This is a genomic window from Streptomyces sp. NPDC050164, from assembly GCF_044459945.1.
Taxonomy (GTDB): domain Bacteria; phylum Actinomycetota; class Actinomycetes; order Streptomycetales; family Streptomycetaceae; genus Streptomyces; species Streptomyces coeruleorubidus_A.
Window position 1 is genome coordinate 24,743 of the sequence record NZ_JBITJK010000060.1, and the last position, 16,819, is coordinate 41,561.

The 16,819-nt window shown below is 67.4% G+C and carries 21 protein-coding genes and 3 pseudogenes; 12 read left to right on the forward strand and 12 right to left on the reverse strand.

Annotated features, from left to right (window positions below; all coding sequences use genetic code 11):
* Positions 1–314: 314 nt before the first annotated feature.
* Positions 315–1,547: a site-specific integrase gene (locus tag ACIBNA_RS42470; protein WP_399170702.1), complete on the forward strand. Its 1,233-nt coding sequence runs from the start codon at positions 315–317 to the stop codon at positions 1,545–1,547.
* Between the two features lie 182 nt (positions 1,548–1,729).
* Here the strand turns inward: ACIBNA_RS42470 and ACIBNA_RS42475 are convergent, their stop codons facing one another.
* Complete coding sequence (locus ACIBNA_RS42475; protein WP_399170703.1) at positions 1,730–2,311, reverse strand: hypothetical protein; 582 nt, start codon at positions 2,309–2,311, stop codon at positions 1,730–1,732.
* Between the two features lie 499 nt (positions 2,312–2,810).
* On the opposite strand from ACIBNA_RS42475, the gene ACIBNA_RS42480 reads away from it, so the two are divergent.
* Together ACIBNA_RS42480 and ACIBNA_RS42485 are read left to right on the forward strand one after the other, a co-directional pair.
* Positions 2,811–3,185 (forward strand): VOC family protein, encoded by a 375-nt coding sequence (locus ACIBNA_RS42480; protein WP_399170705.1) that lies wholly within the window; start codon positions 2,811–2,813, stop codon positions 3,183–3,185.
* A gap of 123 nt (positions 3,186–3,308) precedes the next feature.
* Positions 3,309–4,542 (forward strand): annotated as a pseudogene (locus ACIBNA_RS42485) (IS701 family transposase).
* Positions 4,543–4,566: 24 nt separating this feature from the next.
* Here the strand turns inward: ACIBNA_RS42485 and ACIBNA_RS42490 are convergent.
* On the reverse strand, positions 4,567–5,064 hold the full coding sequence (locus tag ACIBNA_RS42490) for a hypothetical protein (protein WP_399170706.1): 498 nt from the start codon (positions 5,062–5,064) through the stop codon (positions 4,567–4,569).
* A 46-nt stretch (positions 5,065–5,110) separates the two neighbouring features.
* On the opposite strand from ACIBNA_RS42490, the gene ACIBNA_RS42495 reads away from it, so the two are divergent.
* Positions 5,111–5,647, forward strand: coding sequence for a dihydrofolate reductase family protein (locus ACIBNA_RS42495; protein ID WP_399170707.1), 537 nt, complete (start codon positions 5,111–5,113; stop codon positions 5,645–5,647).
* A gap of 62 nt (positions 5,648–5,709) precedes the next feature.
* On the opposite strand, the gene ACIBNA_RS42500 is transcribed toward ACIBNA_RS42495, so the two are convergent.
* Positions 5,710–6,081 (reverse strand): VOC family protein, encoded by a 372-nt coding sequence (locus ACIBNA_RS42500; RefSeq protein ID WP_399170708.1) that lies wholly within the window; start codon positions 6,079–6,081, stop codon positions 5,710–5,712.
* Positions 6,082–6,162: 81 nt separating this feature from the next.
* Here ACIBNA_RS42500 and ACIBNA_RS42505 point away from each other — a divergent pair.
* From ACIBNA_RS42505 to ACIBNA_RS42515, 3 genes and pseudogenes are all read left to right on the forward strand, one after another.
* Positions 6,163–6,934, forward strand: a pseudogene (locus ACIBNA_RS42505) (transposase).
* Positions 6,935–7,259: 325 nt separating this feature from the next.
* Entirely contained in the window at positions 7,260–7,637 is a 378-nt protein-coding gene (locus tag ACIBNA_RS42510) for a tyrosine-type recombinase/integrase (RefSeq protein WP_399170710.1), read from the forward strand.
* Positions 7,638–7,695: 58 nt separating this feature from the next.
* Positions 7,696–7,833, forward strand: coding sequence for a hypothetical protein (locus ACIBNA_RS42515; RefSeq protein ID WP_399170712.1), 138 nt, complete (start codon positions 7,696–7,698; stop codon positions 7,831–7,833).
* 293 nt (positions 7,834–8,126) lie between these two features.
* Here the strand turns inward: ACIBNA_RS42515 and ACIBNA_RS42520 are convergent, their stop codons facing one another.
* Complete coding sequence (locus ACIBNA_RS42520) at positions 8,127–8,315, reverse strand: hypothetical protein (protein ID WP_399170713.1); 189 nt, start codon at positions 8,313–8,315, stop codon at positions 8,127–8,129.
* 45 nt (positions 8,316–8,360) lie between these two features.
* Between ACIBNA_RS42520 and ACIBNA_RS42525 the strand changes: the two genes are divergently transcribed.
* Positions 8,361–8,543, forward strand: coding sequence for a hypothetical protein (locus ACIBNA_RS42525; RefSeq protein ID WP_399170714.1), 183 nt, complete (start codon positions 8,361–8,363; stop codon positions 8,541–8,543).
* A gap of 377 nt (positions 8,544–8,920) precedes the next feature.
* Here ACIBNA_RS42525 and ACIBNA_RS42530 read toward each other — a convergent pair whose 3' ends face one another.
* On the reverse strand, positions 8,921–9,229 hold the full coding sequence (locus ACIBNA_RS42530) for a hypothetical protein (protein WP_399170715.1): 309 nt from the start codon (positions 9,227–9,229) through the stop codon (positions 8,921–8,923).
* Positions 9,230–9,286: 57 nt separating this feature from the next.
* Here ACIBNA_RS42530 and ACIBNA_RS42535 point away from each other — a divergent pair, with 57 nt between their 5' ends.
* Positions 9,287–9,424, forward strand: a complete 138-nt coding sequence (locus tag ACIBNA_RS42535) for a hypothetical protein (protein WP_399170716.1) — start codon at positions 9,287–9,289, stop codon at positions 9,422–9,424.
* A gap of 368 nt (positions 9,425–9,792) precedes the next feature.
* Here the strand turns inward: ACIBNA_RS42535 and ACIBNA_RS42540 are convergent, their stop codons facing one another.
* Positions 9,793–10,419, reverse strand: coding sequence for a class I SAM-dependent methyltransferase (locus ACIBNA_RS42540; protein WP_399170717.1), 627 nt, complete (start codon positions 10,417–10,419; stop codon positions 9,793–9,795).
* Between the two features lie 269 nt (positions 10,420–10,688).
* Here ACIBNA_RS42540 and ACIBNA_RS42545 point away from each other — a divergent pair.
* Both ACIBNA_RS42545 and ACIBNA_RS42550 read left to right on the forward strand, forming a co-directional pair.
* Positions 10,689–10,760, forward strand: a pseudogene (locus tag ACIBNA_RS42545) (hypothetical protein); the annotation flags it as partial.
* An 11-nt stretch (positions 10,761–10,771) separates the two neighbouring features.
* The gene (locus tag ACIBNA_RS42550) at positions 10,772–11,110 is read left to right on the forward strand and encodes a hypothetical protein (RefSeq protein WP_399170728.1); all 339 of its coding nucleotides are present in this window, start codon (positions 10,772–10,774) and stop codon (positions 11,108–11,110) included.
* Positions 11,111–11,215: 105 nt separating this feature from the next.
* On the opposite strand, the gene ACIBNA_RS42555 is transcribed toward ACIBNA_RS42550, so the two are convergent.
* The 3 genes from ACIBNA_RS42555 to ACIBNA_RS42565 form a co-directional block, all read right to left on the reverse strand.
* Positions 11,216–12,013, reverse strand: coding sequence for an alpha/beta fold hydrolase (locus ACIBNA_RS42555; protein ID WP_399170718.1), 798 nt, complete (start codon positions 12,011–12,013; stop codon positions 11,216–11,218).
* A gap of 172 nt (positions 12,014–12,185) precedes the next feature.
* Positions 12,186–13,013, reverse strand: a complete 828-nt coding sequence (locus tag ACIBNA_RS42560; protein ID WP_399170719.1) for a transposase family protein — start codon at positions 13,011–13,013, stop codon at positions 12,186–12,188.
* Between the two features lie 97 nt (positions 13,014–13,110).
* A complete protein-coding gene (locus tag ACIBNA_RS42565; protein WP_399170721.1) occupies positions 13,111–13,569 on the reverse strand; it encodes a carboxymuconolactone decarboxylase family protein in 459 nt (152 codons plus the stop codon).
* An 86-nt stretch (positions 13,570–13,655) separates the two neighbouring features.
* On the opposite strand from ACIBNA_RS42565, the gene ACIBNA_RS42570 reads away from it, so the two are divergent.
* Positions 13,656–14,531, forward strand: coding sequence for a sigma-70 family RNA polymerase sigma factor (locus ACIBNA_RS42570; RefSeq protein ID WP_399170722.1), 876 nt, complete (start codon positions 13,656–13,658; stop codon positions 14,529–14,531).
* Positions 14,532–14,651: 120 nt separating this feature from the next.
* On the opposite strand, the gene ACIBNA_RS42575 is transcribed toward ACIBNA_RS42570, so the two are convergent.
* The 3 genes from ACIBNA_RS42575 to ACIBNA_RS42585 form a co-directional block, all read right to left on the reverse strand.
* Positions 14,652–15,419, reverse strand: coding sequence for a transposase (locus tag ACIBNA_RS42575; RefSeq protein WP_399170723.1), 768 nt, complete (start codon positions 15,417–15,419; stop codon positions 14,652–14,654).
* A gap of 32 nt (positions 15,420–15,451) precedes the next feature.
* Positions 15,452–16,120, reverse strand: coding sequence for a DUF6082 family protein (locus ACIBNA_RS42580; protein WP_399170724.1), 669 nt, complete (start codon positions 16,118–16,120; stop codon positions 15,452–15,454).
* 374 nt (positions 16,121–16,494) lie between these two features.
* On the reverse strand, positions 16,495–16,819 hold a 325-nt coding region (locus tag ACIBNA_RS42585; protein ID WP_399170725.1), incomplete at its 5' end, for a transposase.

Genomic DNA, 16,819 nt, shown 5'->3' on the forward strand with positions numbered 1-16,819 from the left:
GGGGACCGCTGTGGTGGTACGGACGGTGCACCGCCTGCTACTCATTCGACCGCCACCATCAAGTCGACCGCTGCGAAGCCTGCCGGCGGCACATCGCCCTAAAGGACGGCTACTGCCGCCTGTGCTGGCGTGAGGGGCACCGCCGGGCGAATATCAACCGCATCACCACCGGGACGGGAATCCCGCATTGCGGTCCCCTGCTCGGCTTCCTCCAACAGATCGACTCCCATCAACTGTCCATCGCCAACACGGATGTCAGCCTCCGGACCCCCGCGCGCAGGAGGAGCTCAAAGCGGCGGAACTTACCGCCGCCGGTGCCATTCGAGCCCCCAGTCGGCCCCGGCCAACTCCGCCTGTTCGACACCCACCGTGACCTGACCCGATTTCGCCGGCCCTCGACACACGAGCAATGGCTGACCGAGGCCCTGGCGGTCGACCACATCGCCCGGGCCTGGCATGCCGCCGAAGCCGCATCCGACGCACATGGCTGGTCGGTGAGGCTCCTTGCCGAGGTCCGCACCACCTTGCTCACTGCCCTGTGCTGCCGCCCTGCCGACGAGCCGGTCCGCTACTCCGAACTTCAGCCGCTGGCAGCGGCCCGGAGGCTGCCGGTCGAACGCACCGCCGCGCTGCTCGCCGAGCTCGGCATGCTCGATGATGACCGGCCCTCTTCTCTGGACCGGGCATTCGACCGACAACTGAACAGCGTCGCCCCCGCGATCCGCGCCGACACCGAGGACTGGCTCCGCCACCTGCTCAACGGCACGCATCGGACCCGCCCGCGCAGCCGCGAGACCGTCGGTGAGTATCTGCGCACCGCAGCGCCACTGCTCATCGCGTGGTCCAACTCCCACGATCACCTGCGAGAGATCACCGCCGACGACGTCCGACAGAGCCTGGCAGCACTACCCGCTGGCAGCGCGCGAACACAGGCACTGATCTCGCTGCGCTCCTTGTTCCGCTACCTGCGCTCACAACGGCGGATCTTCCGAAACCCCACCACCCGACTCGCCCCAGGCGGCGTCTCGCTCTCCGCGATCCTGCCCCTTTCGGAAACCGACTACCAGCAAGTCGTCGCCGCTGCGGCCACACCCGAGCACCGCCTGGCCCTCGTGCTGGCCGCAGTGCACGCCGCTCGCCCCGGCGACATCCGCCGACTCCAACTCGACGACGTAGACCTCGGCGACCGGCGCATCACCGTCGCCGGCCACGTCCGCCAGCTCGACGACCTGTCCCTCAAAGTCATCAAGGACTACCTCGTCCACCGCAGAGCACGCTGGCCATCCACCGCCAACCCCCACCTGCTCGTCTCCGGACGCACCGCCTACGACACCCGGCCCGTCACCAGCTACTACATCAACAACCTGTTCCGCGGCCACAAGGCCACCCTCGACCGGCTCCGCATGGACCGCTGGCTGGAGGAAGCCCTCAACCGCGGCCCCGACCCCCTGCACCTTGCCGCCGTCTTCGGCATCAGCACCGCCAGCGCCATCCGATACGCACAAGCGGCTCGCCTGATCCTCGAAGACGACACGTCACCACCATGACTGGCTCTGTCCACAAGATCGAGCAGCGCCGCAGCAGCGGTTCGGGAGCCCCCAGACCCTGACACCGCATCGAATTGTTCACGAGTTTCGGCAGCAACTGAGCCGAGATCCCGAGATGTGCGGCGATCGGCTCGCCCATGAACAGGACGGGTTACCCACGATGGTTCACTGGCCGGCCCCGACTACATCCTCGCGGCCCGAAAACGGTAGACAGCCCAGCCAGCACCAAGCACAGCAGCTGTCCAGACGATGACCTCGGCGAGAACAATTGCCGGGGTCAAGGTGAGGTGAGGCCGGGGCGGCATCACGACCATCTGCACCGCAGCACCCACCGGCACCGTCAACGCTGCAAGCAAGCCGATCAGCCCAGGCCGCCTGATGGCTGCACCCACCACACCCAGGACCAACCCGAACAGCAGACCCGCCGCCGACCACATGACGGTTTCCGTCGCGAACAAGGCCAGCGGTGCCCCCAGAACGAAGGCGTCAGTCACGTAATACGCCACCGAGGCCGCGATCAGCGCCAAAGCCCCAACCAGCGCGCCTCGGGCCCATGTCCCGGCCAACCAACCCATCCCCACCGCCAACGCGGCCCATGACCAGCCTGCGTCCATCAGCAGGCTGAGCACCTTGGCAGCCTTGGCCCAGACGGTGCCGACGAGCGGCATCCCGAGCTCCACGTACGGCGACGAAAGCGCGTTGACGAGCGAGGTAACCGCCCCGAACCCCAACCCGGCCGCGAGGCCCCCCACCACGATCTTCATATCCGGAGAATATCCAGCCCGCGCACACGTGGCAGAGGCGAGCTGAGCTGCCTAGCGCGACCGATCACCCGGCCGACGCCCGGTAGACAAAGCCACCCATCACTAACAGCAACACCCGGAGCCTCACACATTGCACCTGCCCCACCACAGCATCCCGCATAACCTGCCCGACATACCCACCCACCGGACCCCAATAGGTAAGCCGTCCAACCCGTCTCCGCCCACCGTCCCGCCCAGGAGTAGCCGACGAACTTCAGAACTTGCCCCCACCCAGACCGCACCACCACCCGAAGTTCACAGTGAAGAGACTTCAGTTCCACTGAACTCCGGGCCCTCCATCGACATGGGCTGGTCGCGCTCCGACTGCATGCGCTACCTGACGTCGCTCGGACTGGCTGACACGCCGAAGTCGAGCTGCCTCGGGGGCCTTATGTGGAATCGAGCCGGGCTAGTACTCCAGCTGTAGATCGTGATCAGGCGCCGTGAGACGCTGCCCTTCATGATCGCCAAGCTGCAGTGTGTGGTGTTGGACTGTGCCGATGTCGTTGAGCTGTCCCGGTTCTACCAGTCGCTTCTCGGCGGCGTAGTGAACCAGCCGGATCCGCGGTGGTCACTCGGCGACGGCTGGGCGACGCTCCACGCCGACGGGCTCGTGCTGGCTTTCCAGCGGGTGGAAGACCATCAGCCGCCACGGTGGCCGGATCCTGCTCGGCCCCAGCAGTTCCATCTCGACCTGGGTGTCCCGGACCTGAACCGAGCTCAGGAAGACGTTCTCAATCTGGGCGCCACACTGCTCGATGAGGGGGACGGGAAGCGCAGTTGGCGCATCTTCGCCGATCCGGCAGGTCACCCGTTCTGTCTCGTCCGGGACTGACAGGAGACACCTCAGCGGTGCGGCCACCGTTGATCATCGTGAGTTGTGTGGACTAACAATGAGACGGTGGCCGCAGGCCACAGCATAGATCCCGCCCGGTGGTGGGAGGCGTTCGAGGTGGCCATGAGCCGGATTGCGGGCCGGTTCGCCCGGGTCGAACCCCGGCTGCGGGCCGGTCGGTTGGTGCTGGGCCTGCTGTCGGACCTGCCGCGCAAGAACTGCTGGACGATCGCGGAGTGGGCCGGGGAGAGGACCCCGCACGGCATGCAGCACCTACTGTGCCGGGCCTCCTGGGATGCCGACGCCGTACGACGTGCGCGAATACGTCGTCGAGCACCTCCACGACGAGGAAGCGGTGCTGGTCGTCGACGAGACTGGTGACCTGAAGAAGGGCACCCACACCGTCGGGGTCCAGCGCCAGTACACCGGCACCGCCGGGCGGATCGAGAACTCCCAGGTCGCCGTCTATCTCGTCTACGCGGGCGAGCGGGGACACGCGGCGGTGGACCGGGAGCTGTACATCCCGCGCTCCTGGACATGCGACCCGGACCGCTGCAGGGCAGCGGGGCTCGGCGAGGACACCATCTTCGCGGCCAAGCCCGAACTGGCCCGCACGATGATCGAACGCTTCCTGGACGCCGGACACCACGTGGACTGGGTCACCGGTGACGAGGTCTACGGCGGCAACCCGAAACTGCGCACGGCTCTGGAGGAACGCGGCATCGGCTATGTCCTCGCGGTGGCCTGTTCGGCCGAAGTGTCCACCAGCGCGGGCACCTTCCGAGCCGACGCGCTGGCGAAGAAGGTTCCGAAGCGGGCCTGGCAGAAGCTCTCAGCCGGACCCGATGCGAAGGGACAGCGGTTCTACGACTGGGCCGTCATCGACCTCGCCGACTCAGGGCCGGGCAGGCGTCAGCTGCTGATCCGCCGCAACCGCACCACCGGCGAACTCGCCTACTACCGCTGTCATTCGACCGGGCCGGTTCCCCTGGCCGCCCTGGTCAAGGTCGTCGGCTCCAGGTGGCGGGTGGAGGAGACTTTCCAGAGCGAGAAGGGCCTGGCGGGACTCGACGAGCACCAGGTCCGCCGCTACCCCTCCTGGGCCCGCTGGGTCACCCTGGCCATGCTCGCCCACGCCTTCCTCGCGGTCGTCCGCGCAAACGAACACGCCTACCGTCCTGGGCCAGCCGACCTGGTCCCGCTGTCCTGCAACGAGATCCAGCGCCTGTTCACCACGGTTGTCGTCCAGCCGCTGCACGACATGGCCCACCGACTCGGCTGGTCCGACTGGCGACGCCGCCATCAGGACCGATCCCGCACCAGTCATTACCGACGACAAGCCGCATCCCAGACATGAAGATCACGATCTACAGCTGGAGTACTAGTAGTGCGGCCGATTGCAGAGGAAGCAGCCGTCCCAGAGCGGGAGCGCGCTGAGGACGCGGTGGCGCACGCACGAGGCCATCGCGGTCTCGTCCGGGCCGGGGAAGCCGCGTGCGGCGCTGCTGTCGGCGGGCGGGGTGCAGGACTCCACCATGGTCGTGAAGCGGTGCAGGTAGTCATGCACGCGGGGCGGGTGGTAGCCCAGCTCGCTCCAGCGATGTCCGCTCGCCGCGAGCGCTGTGGCACGCAGCACGAAGTCCTTCGCGCGGGCGCGTTCCCGCTCCGTCGCACCCCAGTCGAACTCCGCCAGGTCGAACCCGACGGCACCGCGCCCCATGACGTTCTGGTCCTGCAGGGTCAGCAGCGCCGCGAAGCGGAAGTCCCAGTCCTCGGAGGCGAGATCGGACACGGCCAGCATCAGCACGTCGATGAACACCGCGGTGGCGCCATTGGACAGGTCCAGGTCGTGGCTACCGCCGGAGAAGATGTTGCTCACCGACCTATGATGCGATCCCGGCCCTCCACCTGCTTGGAGAAGACGCATGACGGATGCGAGCACCGGCAAAGTGGTCGTGAACAGGGTGATGTCCCTCGATGGGTTCATCGCCGGTCCCGGCCACACGATGGACTGGATCTTCGAGCACATGACGTCGGCGACGTTCCCGGAGGTCATGGCGGCCACGGGCGCCATGCTCATCGGCCGGGGCACGTACGAGGTCGGCAAGCGCATGTCCGACGAGAACACCGACTACGACGGCGGGGCGCAGTTCGTCCTCACCCACCGCCGACCCGACGAGCCGGACCCCAAAGTCACCTTCCTCACCTGCGACATCGAGGAAGCCGTGGCCACGGCACGCCGCGGCGCCGGCGACAAGAACCTGGAGATCCTCGGCGCCGACGTGGCCGCCCAGTGCCTGCAGCGCGGCCTCGTCGACGAGATCCTGGTGTACGTGCTGCCGGTGCTGCTCGGCGACGGCGTCCGCTTCGCGCCGCCGGGCCTCGGCCGGATCGACCTGGAACCGTTCAGCAACGTCCAGTCGGGCGGGGTCACCATGCTGCGCTTCCACGTGCGCAAGTAGGCACGGTCGCAACTACTAAGGGGTGTCCCGCAATGAGCGGAGCGCGGTAGCGGACCGGGGCGTCACGCCTCGTGGTAGAGGTTGACGATGTTGCCGTCTGGGTCACGCAGCCATACTGAGCGGCGTCCCCACGGCTGGGTTGTCGGCGGTTTGAGGATCTCAATACCCTGAGCCAGCAGCCGTTCGTGGCGTGCGTCCACGTCGGTGACCTGGAACTCCAGGGTGAAGCCTCCACTTGCAGCGGCGGCCATCGATCCTGGCACCATCGACTCCATGCCCTGTGTGGAGAAGAACGACAGGACGGCACCGGGGACTTTCACCCGAGCGAGGGCGTCGCTCCCTTCGACATCTGCGTCCAGGACCGCGGCGTAGAAGGCGGCGAGAGCCGGAACATCGTCGGTGATCAGGGCAGTGCCAGTGAAGTGTGGCTGCATCCGGGCATCGTAGGTCGCGGGTCGGACACCGGGCCCTGGCGCGGGAGGAAATCTGCCGGTCGTGGGTGACATGATCTTGTCGTGTCTGGTGTGATCACGGCGTCGGAGCCCTCCTGGATAGCCCCGTTCACCGGGCTGAGTCCACGTCACTTCGACAAGCTCATCACCGCGTTGCGGCGCGAAGGTGCGGACCCGGTGCGCAAGGGCCGGCCGTGGAGCCTGCCGCTGGAGGACCGGGTCCTGCTGGTCGCCGCGTACTGGCGTACCAACCTCACGCTGCGGCAGCCGGCACCGTTGTTCGGGGTATCGAAGTCGGCTGCCGACCGCATCATCGACCACCTCGGCCCCTCGCTCGCGCTCCAGCAGCGCAAACGGTTCCGCAAGGACACCGTTCTGATCGTGGACGGCACCCTGGTCCCCACCCGTGACCACACCATCGCCGAGCAGTCGAAGAACTACCGGTACTCCACCAACCACCAGGTCGTCATCGATGCCGACACCCGCCTGGTCGTCGCCGTCGGCCGACCGCTACCCGGCAACCGCAACGACTGCAAGGCATGGGAACTGTCCGGGGCGAAAGGCGCCGTCGGCACGAGCACCGTGATCGCGGACGGCGGCTACCGCGGCACTGGCCTGGTCATCCCACACCGCCGAGAAAAAGGCCAGAGCGAACTCCCGGCCTGGAAGGAGGAGCACAACGCCTCCCACCGCAAAGTCCGCGCCCGCGTCGAGCACGCCTTCGCCCGCATGAAGACCTGGAAGATCCTGCGCGACTGCCGCCTCAAGGGCGACGGCGTTCACCACGCCATGCTCGGCATCACCCGCCTGCCACAACCTCGCCCTCGCCGGGTGACCGAGAAGGCGAGCAGCTCAGCCAGCACACCGTAGATCATTTACGGGACAACGCTCAGCCTGCTGTCATGGCCCCCATCCCGTGGGGCAAGTTCCCCACTCTCGCTGAACATCAACTGGCCTGACGGTGGCTGCAGTCCATGGCGAACATCGGTCGAGCACCCAACACGATCGATGCGGGCGGTCGAGGACCACCTGCGATTCTGTGCCGCTGAAGGACGGACCCGTTGCTGGCCCGGGCGGACACCGTCGCCGCCTGGATCAGGGACATGCTGGACCGGCCATCGCGTCGGCCGTCGAAGGCTCCGCCTCGGACCGAGACGGGTTTGGCGAACGCAACTATCCAGCAGCGCCTGGTCGCGGTCAGGTCCTTCTACGAGTACCTGGTGGAGGACGGCCTGCGCGAGCAGAACCCGGTCCGCCGAGGGCAGGCTGGCCGTGGCGGCCGCAGACCCCGCCAGGGCCTCGTACGGCGTATCGAGCAAGCTCCCTGGATCCCCAACGAGGATGTCTGGCAGCGGATCCTGGCCGCCTGCGCAGCGGAGTCACTGCGCAATCGGCTGATGGTCACGCTCGCCTATGACGGTGCTCTGCGGCGCGAAGAGCTCGTTCAGCTCGATGTCGAGGACTTCGAGCCCGCGCACCGTGTGATCCATCTTCGTGGGCGCGCCCTAATGAGCCAGCACACCCCCGGTGACGCGTAGGAATGGAGGCACCGACTGCCTTACCGCGCAGACCGGAGCTGGATGAAGCAGTGCCCAAGTGGCTGAGGGCACCATTGCGGAGCGCTTGTGGTGGCGCCCGGCGGCAAGTGATCTGGGATTCGCCGAAGCCGATGGTAACGAAGGCCAGGCCGCCGAGCTTGTCCGCGAGGAGTGCCAGCAGATGACGGGGGCGTGAGCCTCGCTCGGTCCCTGAGCCGTGAGCTCGGGCGGCGTGGTCATGATGTGCCTCCTCTGGATCGCGCTTGGCTGTGCTGCGGATGTGGGCGGCGGGCGAGGGCAGCCGCTCGTCAGGATGGTCCACCACCTCAAGAGGCAACACGAGGCCGACCGGTAGAGCCGGTGTCCAGGCATCAACCAGGCGCATGGTGGTTTGCCGTCGGTCAGGTACTGCGAGGGCGAACCGCACGGCCTCCTTTTCTAGATCTCCACGGGCGACGACCACCGGGCGGTCGGCATGCGCGGCGACTTTCAGACTGAGCGAGCCGAGCCGTATTCCGGCGAATCCTCCACGAGGGCATCGCCGAGCAGTTCCACCGGCACCTCAGTGTCAAGGCCGAGGTCGACGAGGGCTACCAGGGCCTGGCCAACGACTTCCCCGGCCAGGTCAGCGCCCCGCCGAAGAAGCCGAAGGACGACGCGCCGCTGGGCGAGCAGCACGCCTGGCGCGAGCAGCGACGCCGCCAGTCCTCCGCGCGGGTCTGCGTGGAGCACACCAACGCCGAGTACAAGCAGTGGCGCCCCCTGCAGCGGTTCACCGGCCGCCGCGATATCTACGCCGAGACCCACCTTGCGATCTCAGCACTGGTCTCTGACCGCTCCGCCCGGCGGACGACCCGCCGCAAGTCGAGCACGGAACTGGTGCTCGCCCGGCAGGCCGCCTGCTGATCACCCACCAGCCAACCCGCCAGGCCAACACGCCCCGAACTCAAGCGCTCCCAAGGGGGTTACTGTTCGCCAGCCTCCTGGCGCTGATGACCGCCTCGGCGGCCGAGTGACTGCCAAGGGGCGCTGACAGCCGCGAGGTCCTGGCAGTGCCTCCCGCCACGCCCGCCGCGATGCGGCCTGTATGCGAGGGCTTACTCGCCTCTTCGCATGCCGCGGGACGAGCGCCCGAGTTGACGAACGGGACACGCGGCCGGTGCCCACGACGTGGCCTAGGCACCGCCCCAAAGCGTCCACCCGCCTCGCATGGACCGCGATCGCCGGCGCTCCGTGCCGCGTAGTGCGTGACACGAGCCTCGTCGATCGGCATGGGTGAACGTTCAGCCGAGGCCGTGGGCGCCTTCGAGTGCGAAGCAGCACTCGAACCAAGATCGCCTCTCGATCCTCCAGTGGGGGCTGCTTGCCGCCAAGTCGTTGAGGACAGCGTTGACCGTGGACCAGCAAAGGTCGGCAGGATCGAAGTCGGCACTGTGTTTGGCTCGCTTCTCCGCGAGGGGGTGAACCAGGTTGCGGTAGGTCCGCAGCAGGTCCGAGGCCATTTTCGCGTCCTGGTCGATCCACCGATTGGTATCGGCGTGCTGGATGAGATCCTGCAGCCGGGTGTCGCGGGCAGGCCTTGGCAGCGGCACGGTTGCGGGCCTGACGTCGGTTGGTGGACGAAGACGCCTTCGAGGAGGCTTCCGAGCATGATGACTGCGGAGCTGAGGCGCCGTCAGTACGGCCTGGTCCTCGCGCAGCCTGGGTCGGTGGACTCCGAAAGCCAGCGGATCCGCCTGCTCGGCGCAGTGGGCGGCGGAGCGGCTGCGGGGCCGACGGCGAAGTAGTTGTGCTGTGCTCCGGACACTTGTGCCGGCCCGCCGATGTAGTTGCCATGCACATCGATGCTGTCGCGTTCGCTGCCCATGACGGTTCCTCAGCCGTGGCTGCGCTGGGCGCCCTTCACCTGCACCGGCCCGTGGAAAGTGTTGCGGCGGACCTCGATGGGGTATCCGCCGTAGGAAGTGTCCCTGATACTGGGGATCACGCGGGCACGTGCCCGGCGCACACCGTCATGCGCCGACGTGGTCAGCGATCGCCGACCAGCCAACATCGTCGCGGAGGGTGCCGGACTCGGTCCTCGTCCGAAGCCTTCGGCTTCGCCATGGCCCGTGGTCTTCTACGTGAAGAGGACGGTCGCGGATAGGGCGCGGACTCACGTGGTGGGGCGCGAGTGCACGCTGACGGCATAGCCGCAGCCTTGGTAGAAGGGATCGCCGCTCCAGGTGGCGTAGCGCTGCGTCAGGATCAGGCCAGCCTGGGTGCACCAGTGGTCGAACTCCGTAAGGGTCACCGATGGTTCCGGCAGCGGCAGGTGTGCTGTGTCCAGTCCCATGCCCGTGACCAGCAGCCCGCCGGGGCGCAGTGCGGCGGCCAACTGCCGGACGACGGCTGATTCGGTGCCGGGGGCCAGCAGGGGGATGACGTTTCCGGCGGCGAGCGCCAGGTCGAAGCCCGGATTCAGGCCGAGGGCGTCCAGAAGGGTCAAGTCGCAGAGGAGCCACTCCTGCGTAGGGGCATCACGGCGGGCGACGGCGAGCATCGAGGGGTCGACGTCCACGCCGGTGCAGTAGTGGCCCAGCTCGGCGAGCCGGATAGCGATCCGGCCAGTTCCGCAGCCGGCGTCGAGTATCCGGGCGGCGGGTTTCAGCAGCGCGGTGCAGAAGGCGGCCTCGCCGTGGATGTCGTGGCCCGACTCGGCGAGACGCGCGAAACGCTGAGCGTACTCTTCTCCGGCTTGTCCGCCGGTCAGTTCCGCCCAACGGTCGCGTTGCCCGGTCATGTTCAGCGTGCCTTCCGGTCAGCCTCGCCCAGCAGGGGCGAGGACGGTGCCATCGCCCATTTACGCTCGTAGGTGTAGACCTCGCGGCCTGCTACGAAGGTACACAGGGCGAGGCTCGAACAGCCGTCCGGCCGTACGCTACCTCAGTACCCGTACCTGACCACCCGCCTGCCGTCGTCGGGCACCCAGTGGCGTGAAGACCCGGGTATGGGAAAACCACCGGTGGGGCCGACGCATAGTGCCAGACATGGAGCCGATCAACGAAGCGCATGTCGCCGGGCCTGGGCTGGTTAAGATGGCCGGGGTGTGACGACCAGACCGCCTTCGCCGTCCAGGAGCTGCCCACCGCACGGTGGGTAACCGCGACGGCGGACCGTACGACACGGGATCCTGGCAACCCGGCGCGGACGACGCTGGCGAAGGCGCGCAGACCCGCCACGGGTTCGGCCCGCCGCCGGGGTACTGTCGCGAGCGGCGTGACATCCTCGTTCCCTCACTTCTCATGATCGACTCCCCTCGCAAAGCATTCGGTAACAACGCCTCAGACAGGCAGCGGGCAGAACAGATCTGCAACCGGCTCAAGACACTCGCCGACGCCTACGGTGACCGTCTCCAGCTGATCATCGCCGACAACGACGCCCCGCCCATCACCAGTGAGCCTTTCTCGGTAGCCTCCGATTGCTCTGTGTGACGACGGTCGGATTGCCGGCGTGCTCCAAGGGCGGCGGGGAACTCGACGAGGCTGATCGGGATCTCCAGTCCGCTTCGCGCCAGTCCGGGCTCTGCGATCGGCCAGCTACGAGAGTGCGCGCAGGAACGGCCTGATGGTGCGGGCGAGTTCCTCGGGTCGATCCCACTGCGGCGTGTGTGCGCCCGGGGTCTGCACTACCTCGACCCCGAGTCGGGCGGCGAGCCAGGCGGCGGCTTCGTGGAAGAAAGCCGGTGATTCCCGGCCGACCAAGACCTGGGCAGGGGCGGTGATGCCGGTGAGCGTCGCGTCGGCAGGATGGTAGGACTCGAACGTCCCCATCTCGACGCCGAAAAGGGTCTCCCCGTTCGAGATCATCCTGTGACGCAGGTCCGGGTCCAGGCGATCCCAGGTCTCGTCGCCCGCAGCAAATCGGATGAAGTGCTCTACGGCTGCCTGAGGCCCCCCGGCGGCCATCCCTGCTTCGACGACCGGCCCCACGGCGGCCTGGGCCTCGCCCGGGTTCTCCAGGACTGAGAAGAGCGTGATCTCGTGCAGGAGGGCGCCGCGGACGACGCCGGCGTGGCGGATGAGCAGGTCGAGGGCGGTGATCGCCCCATAGCTGTTGCCGAACACGGTGGCGGGAGCGAGCGCGAGCGCGGTGAGAAGTGCTGCGGCGTCGTCGGCCTGCTCAGCTACAGAGGTGGCCTCCCACCCGCTGGGGCGAGGGCTGCGGGAGTTGCCACGCCGGTCGTAGGTGACCACGGTGAATTCGTCGGCGAGCAAGTCCGCGACTCGGTCGAAGTGTCCGGCATCGCCGGTCGCGCCGGAGATGAGCAGCACCGATGGGCCATTGCCCCGAAGCTCGTAGTAGATCTCTGTCCCGTTCACGGCAATCGACGGCATAGCGACTTCCTCAGCTAGACGAAGGGCCTTCGCGCCTCTGCGAGATACTGCTGGTCCTGCTACCTGTGCGCGTCGGACGCGGCGCGCGGCGTCGCCTGCGGGTGGGCGCGTCGAGCGGCCAAATGGCGGTCGCCGGCTGTCCCTTTTCAAGTCCCAGCTTCCGTGATCTCCGTCAGATGGTGCGGCCGTACTCCAGCTGCAGAAGAACAAGGGCGGCTGCGGCGATCTCGGTGATCCTGCTGGGGTCGAGGCTGACTCGGCGCAAGGCATTGAACGTTGTCTTGAGCAGGGAGTTGGCGCGCTCGCAGACGCCGTGGACACCCCGGATGACCTTGTTGCAGGTCTGCTGCGCCTCGGTCAGCTTGCCGCCTGCGGGCTTCTTCACCGGGTGGCGGAAGCCGCCGCCGGCGTTCTCGTAGCCGAGGTCGACCAGGGTCGGGACGCCCAGCTCAGCGGCGAGGGTGTTCAGGGCGTCGATCAGGCCGTGGTGGCGGGCGCAGGTGGTGTCGTGCTCGCGGCCCGGGCGGACCGAGGAGACCCAGATCGGCCAGCCGTCGGGGGTGGAGATGACCTGCACGTTCCCGCCGTGATGCCGGTGTTTCCCGGACCACCACAGGTCCGCGCCGTTGGGGCCGATGGCGGCGACGCGGTCGGTGCGGACCACGGTGCCGTCCAGGTTCAGATGGGTCAGCCCGGCCTCTTTCGCGCGTCGCAGCGCGGTGTCGAGATCTGGTGCGCCGACCGCCAGGACGGTGAGTCCTTCGTGCAGGTACCGGTAGGCGGTGGATGTTGACAGGCCGTTGTCACGGGCGAGTTGGGCCATACGCGTGCCGTCGATGAACCAGCGCAGGACGAATACGGCCTGCCGAAAGCAGCCCAGCGCACGTCGTCCCCTGCGGGTGCCGATCTCGGCCCGACGGTCTCGCAGCAGCCGGGCCAGATGCTCGGCGGTGGACCGCTGCGCATCGAGCACGGCGGTGTATGTGACGCTGGTCGACACGTGAGGCCCCTCGGTCGGATCTTTCTGTCGCAAGCTCGTCCCTATCACCCGAAGATCATTTCGCCGGGGAAGCCTCAGGGTAAGAGCCACGCTGGGCTCAGCCCCAGGTCTTGCCAGCCGGTTCCTTGATCGTGCGGTTGATCCGGTTGAAGAAGTTGGTCAGCGCGATCTCCAGGTTGATCGCGCCGATCTGCTCCTCGGTGAAATGAGCGTTGACCTCTTCCCAGATCTCGTCGGTGACGCCCGGCGCACCGTCCTGCAACCGGGTGGCGGCCTCGGCCAGCGCCAGTGCCGCGCGCTCTGCATCGGTGCAGAACGGCGCCTCGCGCCACGCTGCGACGTTGTGCAGCCGCTCGTCGGTGTCACCGGCCTTCTTCCCGCCGGCGACACTGGCGTAGACGCACGCCGAGCAGCTGTTGATCTGGCTGGCGCGCAGGTGGACCAGCGCGAGCAGCTTCGGGTCCACGCCCCCGACGGCGATCGCCTTCTGAAGGTGCTGGACCGCGGTCCACACGTCGGGGTTGTTCGTGTTCTTGTTCTTGAGCCGGTTTTCCATGTGGGAGTGCTCTCCTTCAACTGGTTACGTTGCGGCGCCTGTGCGCGTCATCCCTATGACGGAGCAGCTTCCACGGAGGTAACAACATGGCCGGCGCCCATCCCGCAGACCCGATCGTCGATGCCTTCGAGTCCCACCGTGACCGGCTCCGCGCCGTCGCCTACCGCATGCTCGGATCACATGCCGATGCGGAAGACGTGGTCCAAGAGGCGTGGCTGCGTCTCTCCCGCCAGGACACCGACACCATCGACAACCTCGGCGGCTGGCTGACCACCGTGGTCGGCCGCATCAGCCTCGATGTCCTGCGGTCGGGCCGGACGCGCCCAGAAGTCTCCTTCGACGACCAGCTACCCGAATTCACAGTGACGCTCGACGACGCTCCCGCTCCGGAAGACCTCGCGGCAATCGGGGACTCCGTCGGCCTCGCGCTCCTCACGGTCCTCGACTCGCTGCGCCCTGACGAACGACTGGCGTTCGTGCTGCACGACGTGTTCGCCGTGCCCTTCGCGGAGATCGGCACCATTCTCGGCAAATCCGCCGACGCGACCAAAATGCTCGCCAGCCGCGCCCGCAGAAAGGTACAGGCCGCCCAGCAGCCGGCAAGCGCCGGACGACAACAACGCGAGGTGGTCCAAGCCTTCCTGGCCGCAGCCCGCGACGGCCGGTTCGAGCAGCTGCTGCAGGTTCTCCACCCCGAAGTGAAGTTCACCGTCCACACCCCGAACGGCACGTTCGTCACGCTCGGGGCCACCGAAGTCGCCACCCGCGCGCGAGTGGCCGGCACCGCGGCACGAGGACATGCGGCGACCGTCAACGGCCGCCCCGGCGTCATCTCCTGGAGCGAGGACGGCACCCCGCTTTCCCTCCTGGCCTTCACCGTCTCCGACGGCCACATCACCGAGATCACCGCCGTGGTCGACCCGGCCAAACTCGCGCTCATGGACCTGCCGGACCCGGTGTGACTCCCTACCGGCGAAGGTCGCGCATCCTCGAAGTGGTCCACGCCGGATCCCGCAGAGACGTTGAACTTAAGGGCTGTCCCGTAAATGATCTTCGGGTGGTGGGATTGAAGGCCCGTCCGGCTATCCGCCGAGGGTGAGGTTGTGCAAGCGGGCGATGCCGAGCATGGCGTGGTGGACGCCGTCGCCTTTGAGGCGGCAGTCGCGGAGAATCTTCCATGTCTTCATGCGGGCGAAGACGTGTTCCACGCGTGCACGGACCCGCTTGTGCGACTTGTTGTGCGCCACTTTCCAGTCGGGCAGGTCTTCGCCCTTACGGCGCCGGTGGGGCATGACGAGTCCGGTGCCCGGATAACCGCCGTCGGCAATTGTGAGGGTGCTGCCGACTGCGGCCCTGGCGCCGGATTCTTCCCACGCCTTGCAGTCGTTGCGGTTGCCCGGCAGTGGTCGGCCCACCACAACCACCAAGCCGGTGTCGGCGTCGATCACGACCTGGTGGTTGGTGGAGTACCGGTAGTTCTTCGACTGCTCAGCTACGTCGTGGTCGTGGGTAGGCACCAGGGTGCCGTCCACAATCAGCACGGTGTCCTTGGTGAAGTGGCGCCTCGGCTGCAGGGACATCAGCGGGCCGAGCTGAACGATGATCCGATCCGCCGCCGACTTCGAGACGCCGAACAGCGGGGCCAGCTGGCGCATCGTCAAGTTCGTACGCCAGTAAGCCGCGACCAATGGCACCCGGTCCTCCAGGGGCAGACTCCAAGGTCGTCCCGGGCGAACCGTGTCGGCGCCCTCACGCCGCAGGGCGGCCACCAACTTGCCGAACTGGCGCGGGCTCAGTCCGGAGAACGGCGTTATCCAAGACGGCTCCGACGCCGTAATCACACCAGCCACACCGTGATCATCTAGCCTGTGGCAGGCAACACCTAACGTCGGCTGCGCAGCAGCGACCTGAGCGCCAGGCCAGCGCCCAGACCGATCAGGGCACCGACCGATGTCCGCAGCGCGGGCGACGCCCCCGCAGGCGGCACGGCAGGCGGACGGGACGCAATGGTCGAGCGAGTCGGCGGTCCGGAAGCGACAGCCCGAGCGTGCTCCTCGCCCACGATGGCCAGGAAGCGACGACCGACCCGGCTTGCGGACGTGCTGGGGATCCACGAGGTGTGAGCCCCGCTCCAGTAATGTCGGCCAGCCTCTCCGGCGAACATCCCGGCGAGCATGTCCCGCAGCAGACCTTCGCGAATGGTCCCGATCTCGAAGCCCATCCACGCGTAGTTCATCATGAGGTCGGCGTAGACATGCCGCTTCTGCTCATGCGGATCGACGATGTCAGTGTCGCCCCACACGGGCTGGAAGAGCGGCATGTCGTCGAGTTCTAGGCGGACGAGCTCCAGGTAGTAGCTGCGAATCCCCTGGACCTGCTCCGCCCTAGCCTGCCGGTTCTGCACGACCAGGGAAACAGCGACGCCGGCCAACGCCAGCGCCGAGACGATCGCCGACGTGAAGCCGTACGCCGCGCCGATCTGACTCAGCCTGTTCCAGTCCACGCCCTTGGAGCCGGATAGTGCCTCCAGCACGAAAGGCGACAACAGCACCACCGTCAGCGCAACCGCAACGGCGCCAACGAGCCCCAGAACTCTGCCTGCTCGGCGAGCCACCGATGCTGCAGCCGCGGACCCATGACTAACTATCAGGTCAATCACCCCCAGGCGCGCTGGTCCCCGTGACCAGGTCGAGCCTGAAGCAGCCTACTTCCAGCTGCCGTGCTCAACATCGCCCGCCCGCACAACCTCATCCGCACCGGATAGACGGACAGCTCCCTGCCGGACGGACCACAGCCGCACCAGCTAAAGATCATTTACGGGACAACCCTTAGTAGGACTCCGTTAGGTCTGTCTCGATCTTGGCCTTGAGTGTGATCCGCTGGGCAGGGGTTGGTGGCAGGTGGTGCAGACGCCGGTCCAGCACCTCAGGACGCTCTGGAGGGCGTCGAGGACTTGGTAGAGGGTGAGACCGGCCCGGGCACTTTTGGGGCCAGGCGCTGTTCGGTGAGGAAGGCGTGGGCCGCAGTAACGAGGGTGACGTGGTGGTGCCAGCCCGCCCAGGAACGCCCCTCGAAGTGGTCCAGGCCCAGGCCGTGCTTGAGCTCGCGGTAGTCGTGCTCGATGCGCCAGCGGACCTTGGCCAGACGGACCAGGTCGGCGATCGGGGTGTCGGCCGGCAGGTTGGACAGCCAGTAATCGGTCGGCACCTCGGCGCCGGCGGGCCATTCGACCAGCAGCCAGCAGTCGGGC

Coding starts and splice junctions, on each gene's coding strand:
- ACIBNA_RS42535 (WP_399170716.1), top strand. CDS start 9,287: ATGATGACTGCGGAGCTGAGGCGCCGTCAGTACGGCCTGGTCCTCGCG.
- ACIBNA_RS42500 (WP_399170708.1), bottom strand. CDS start 6,081: ATGCAGCCACACTTCACTGGCACTGCCCTGATCACCGACGATGTTCCG.
- ACIBNA_RS42555 (WP_399170718.1), bottom strand. CDS start 12,013: ATGCCGTCGATTGCCGTGAACGGGACAGAGATCTACTACGAGCTTCGG.
- ACIBNA_RS42475 (WP_399170703.1), bottom strand. CDS start 2,311: ATGAAGATCGTGGTGGGGGGCCTCGCGGCCGGGTTGGGGTTCGGGGCG.
- ACIBNA_RS42565 (WP_399170721.1), bottom strand. CDS start 13,569: ATGGAAAACCGGCTCAAGAACAAGAACACGAACAACCCCGACGTGTGG.
- ACIBNA_RS42570 (WP_399170722.1), top strand. CDS start 13,656: ATGGCCGGCGCCCATCCCGCAGACCCGATCGTCGATGCCTTCGAGTCC.
- ACIBNA_RS42480 (WP_399170705.1), top strand. CDS start 2,811: ATGATCGCCAAGCTGCAGTGTGTGGTGTTGGACTGTGCCGATGTCGTT.
- ACIBNA_RS42540 (WP_399170717.1), bottom strand. CDS start 10,419: ATGACCGGGCAACGCGACCGTTGGGCGGAACTGACCGGCGGACAAGCC.
- ACIBNA_RS42495 (WP_399170707.1), top strand. CDS start 5,111: ATGACGGATGCGAGCACCGGCAAAGTGGTCGTGAACAGGGTGATGTCC.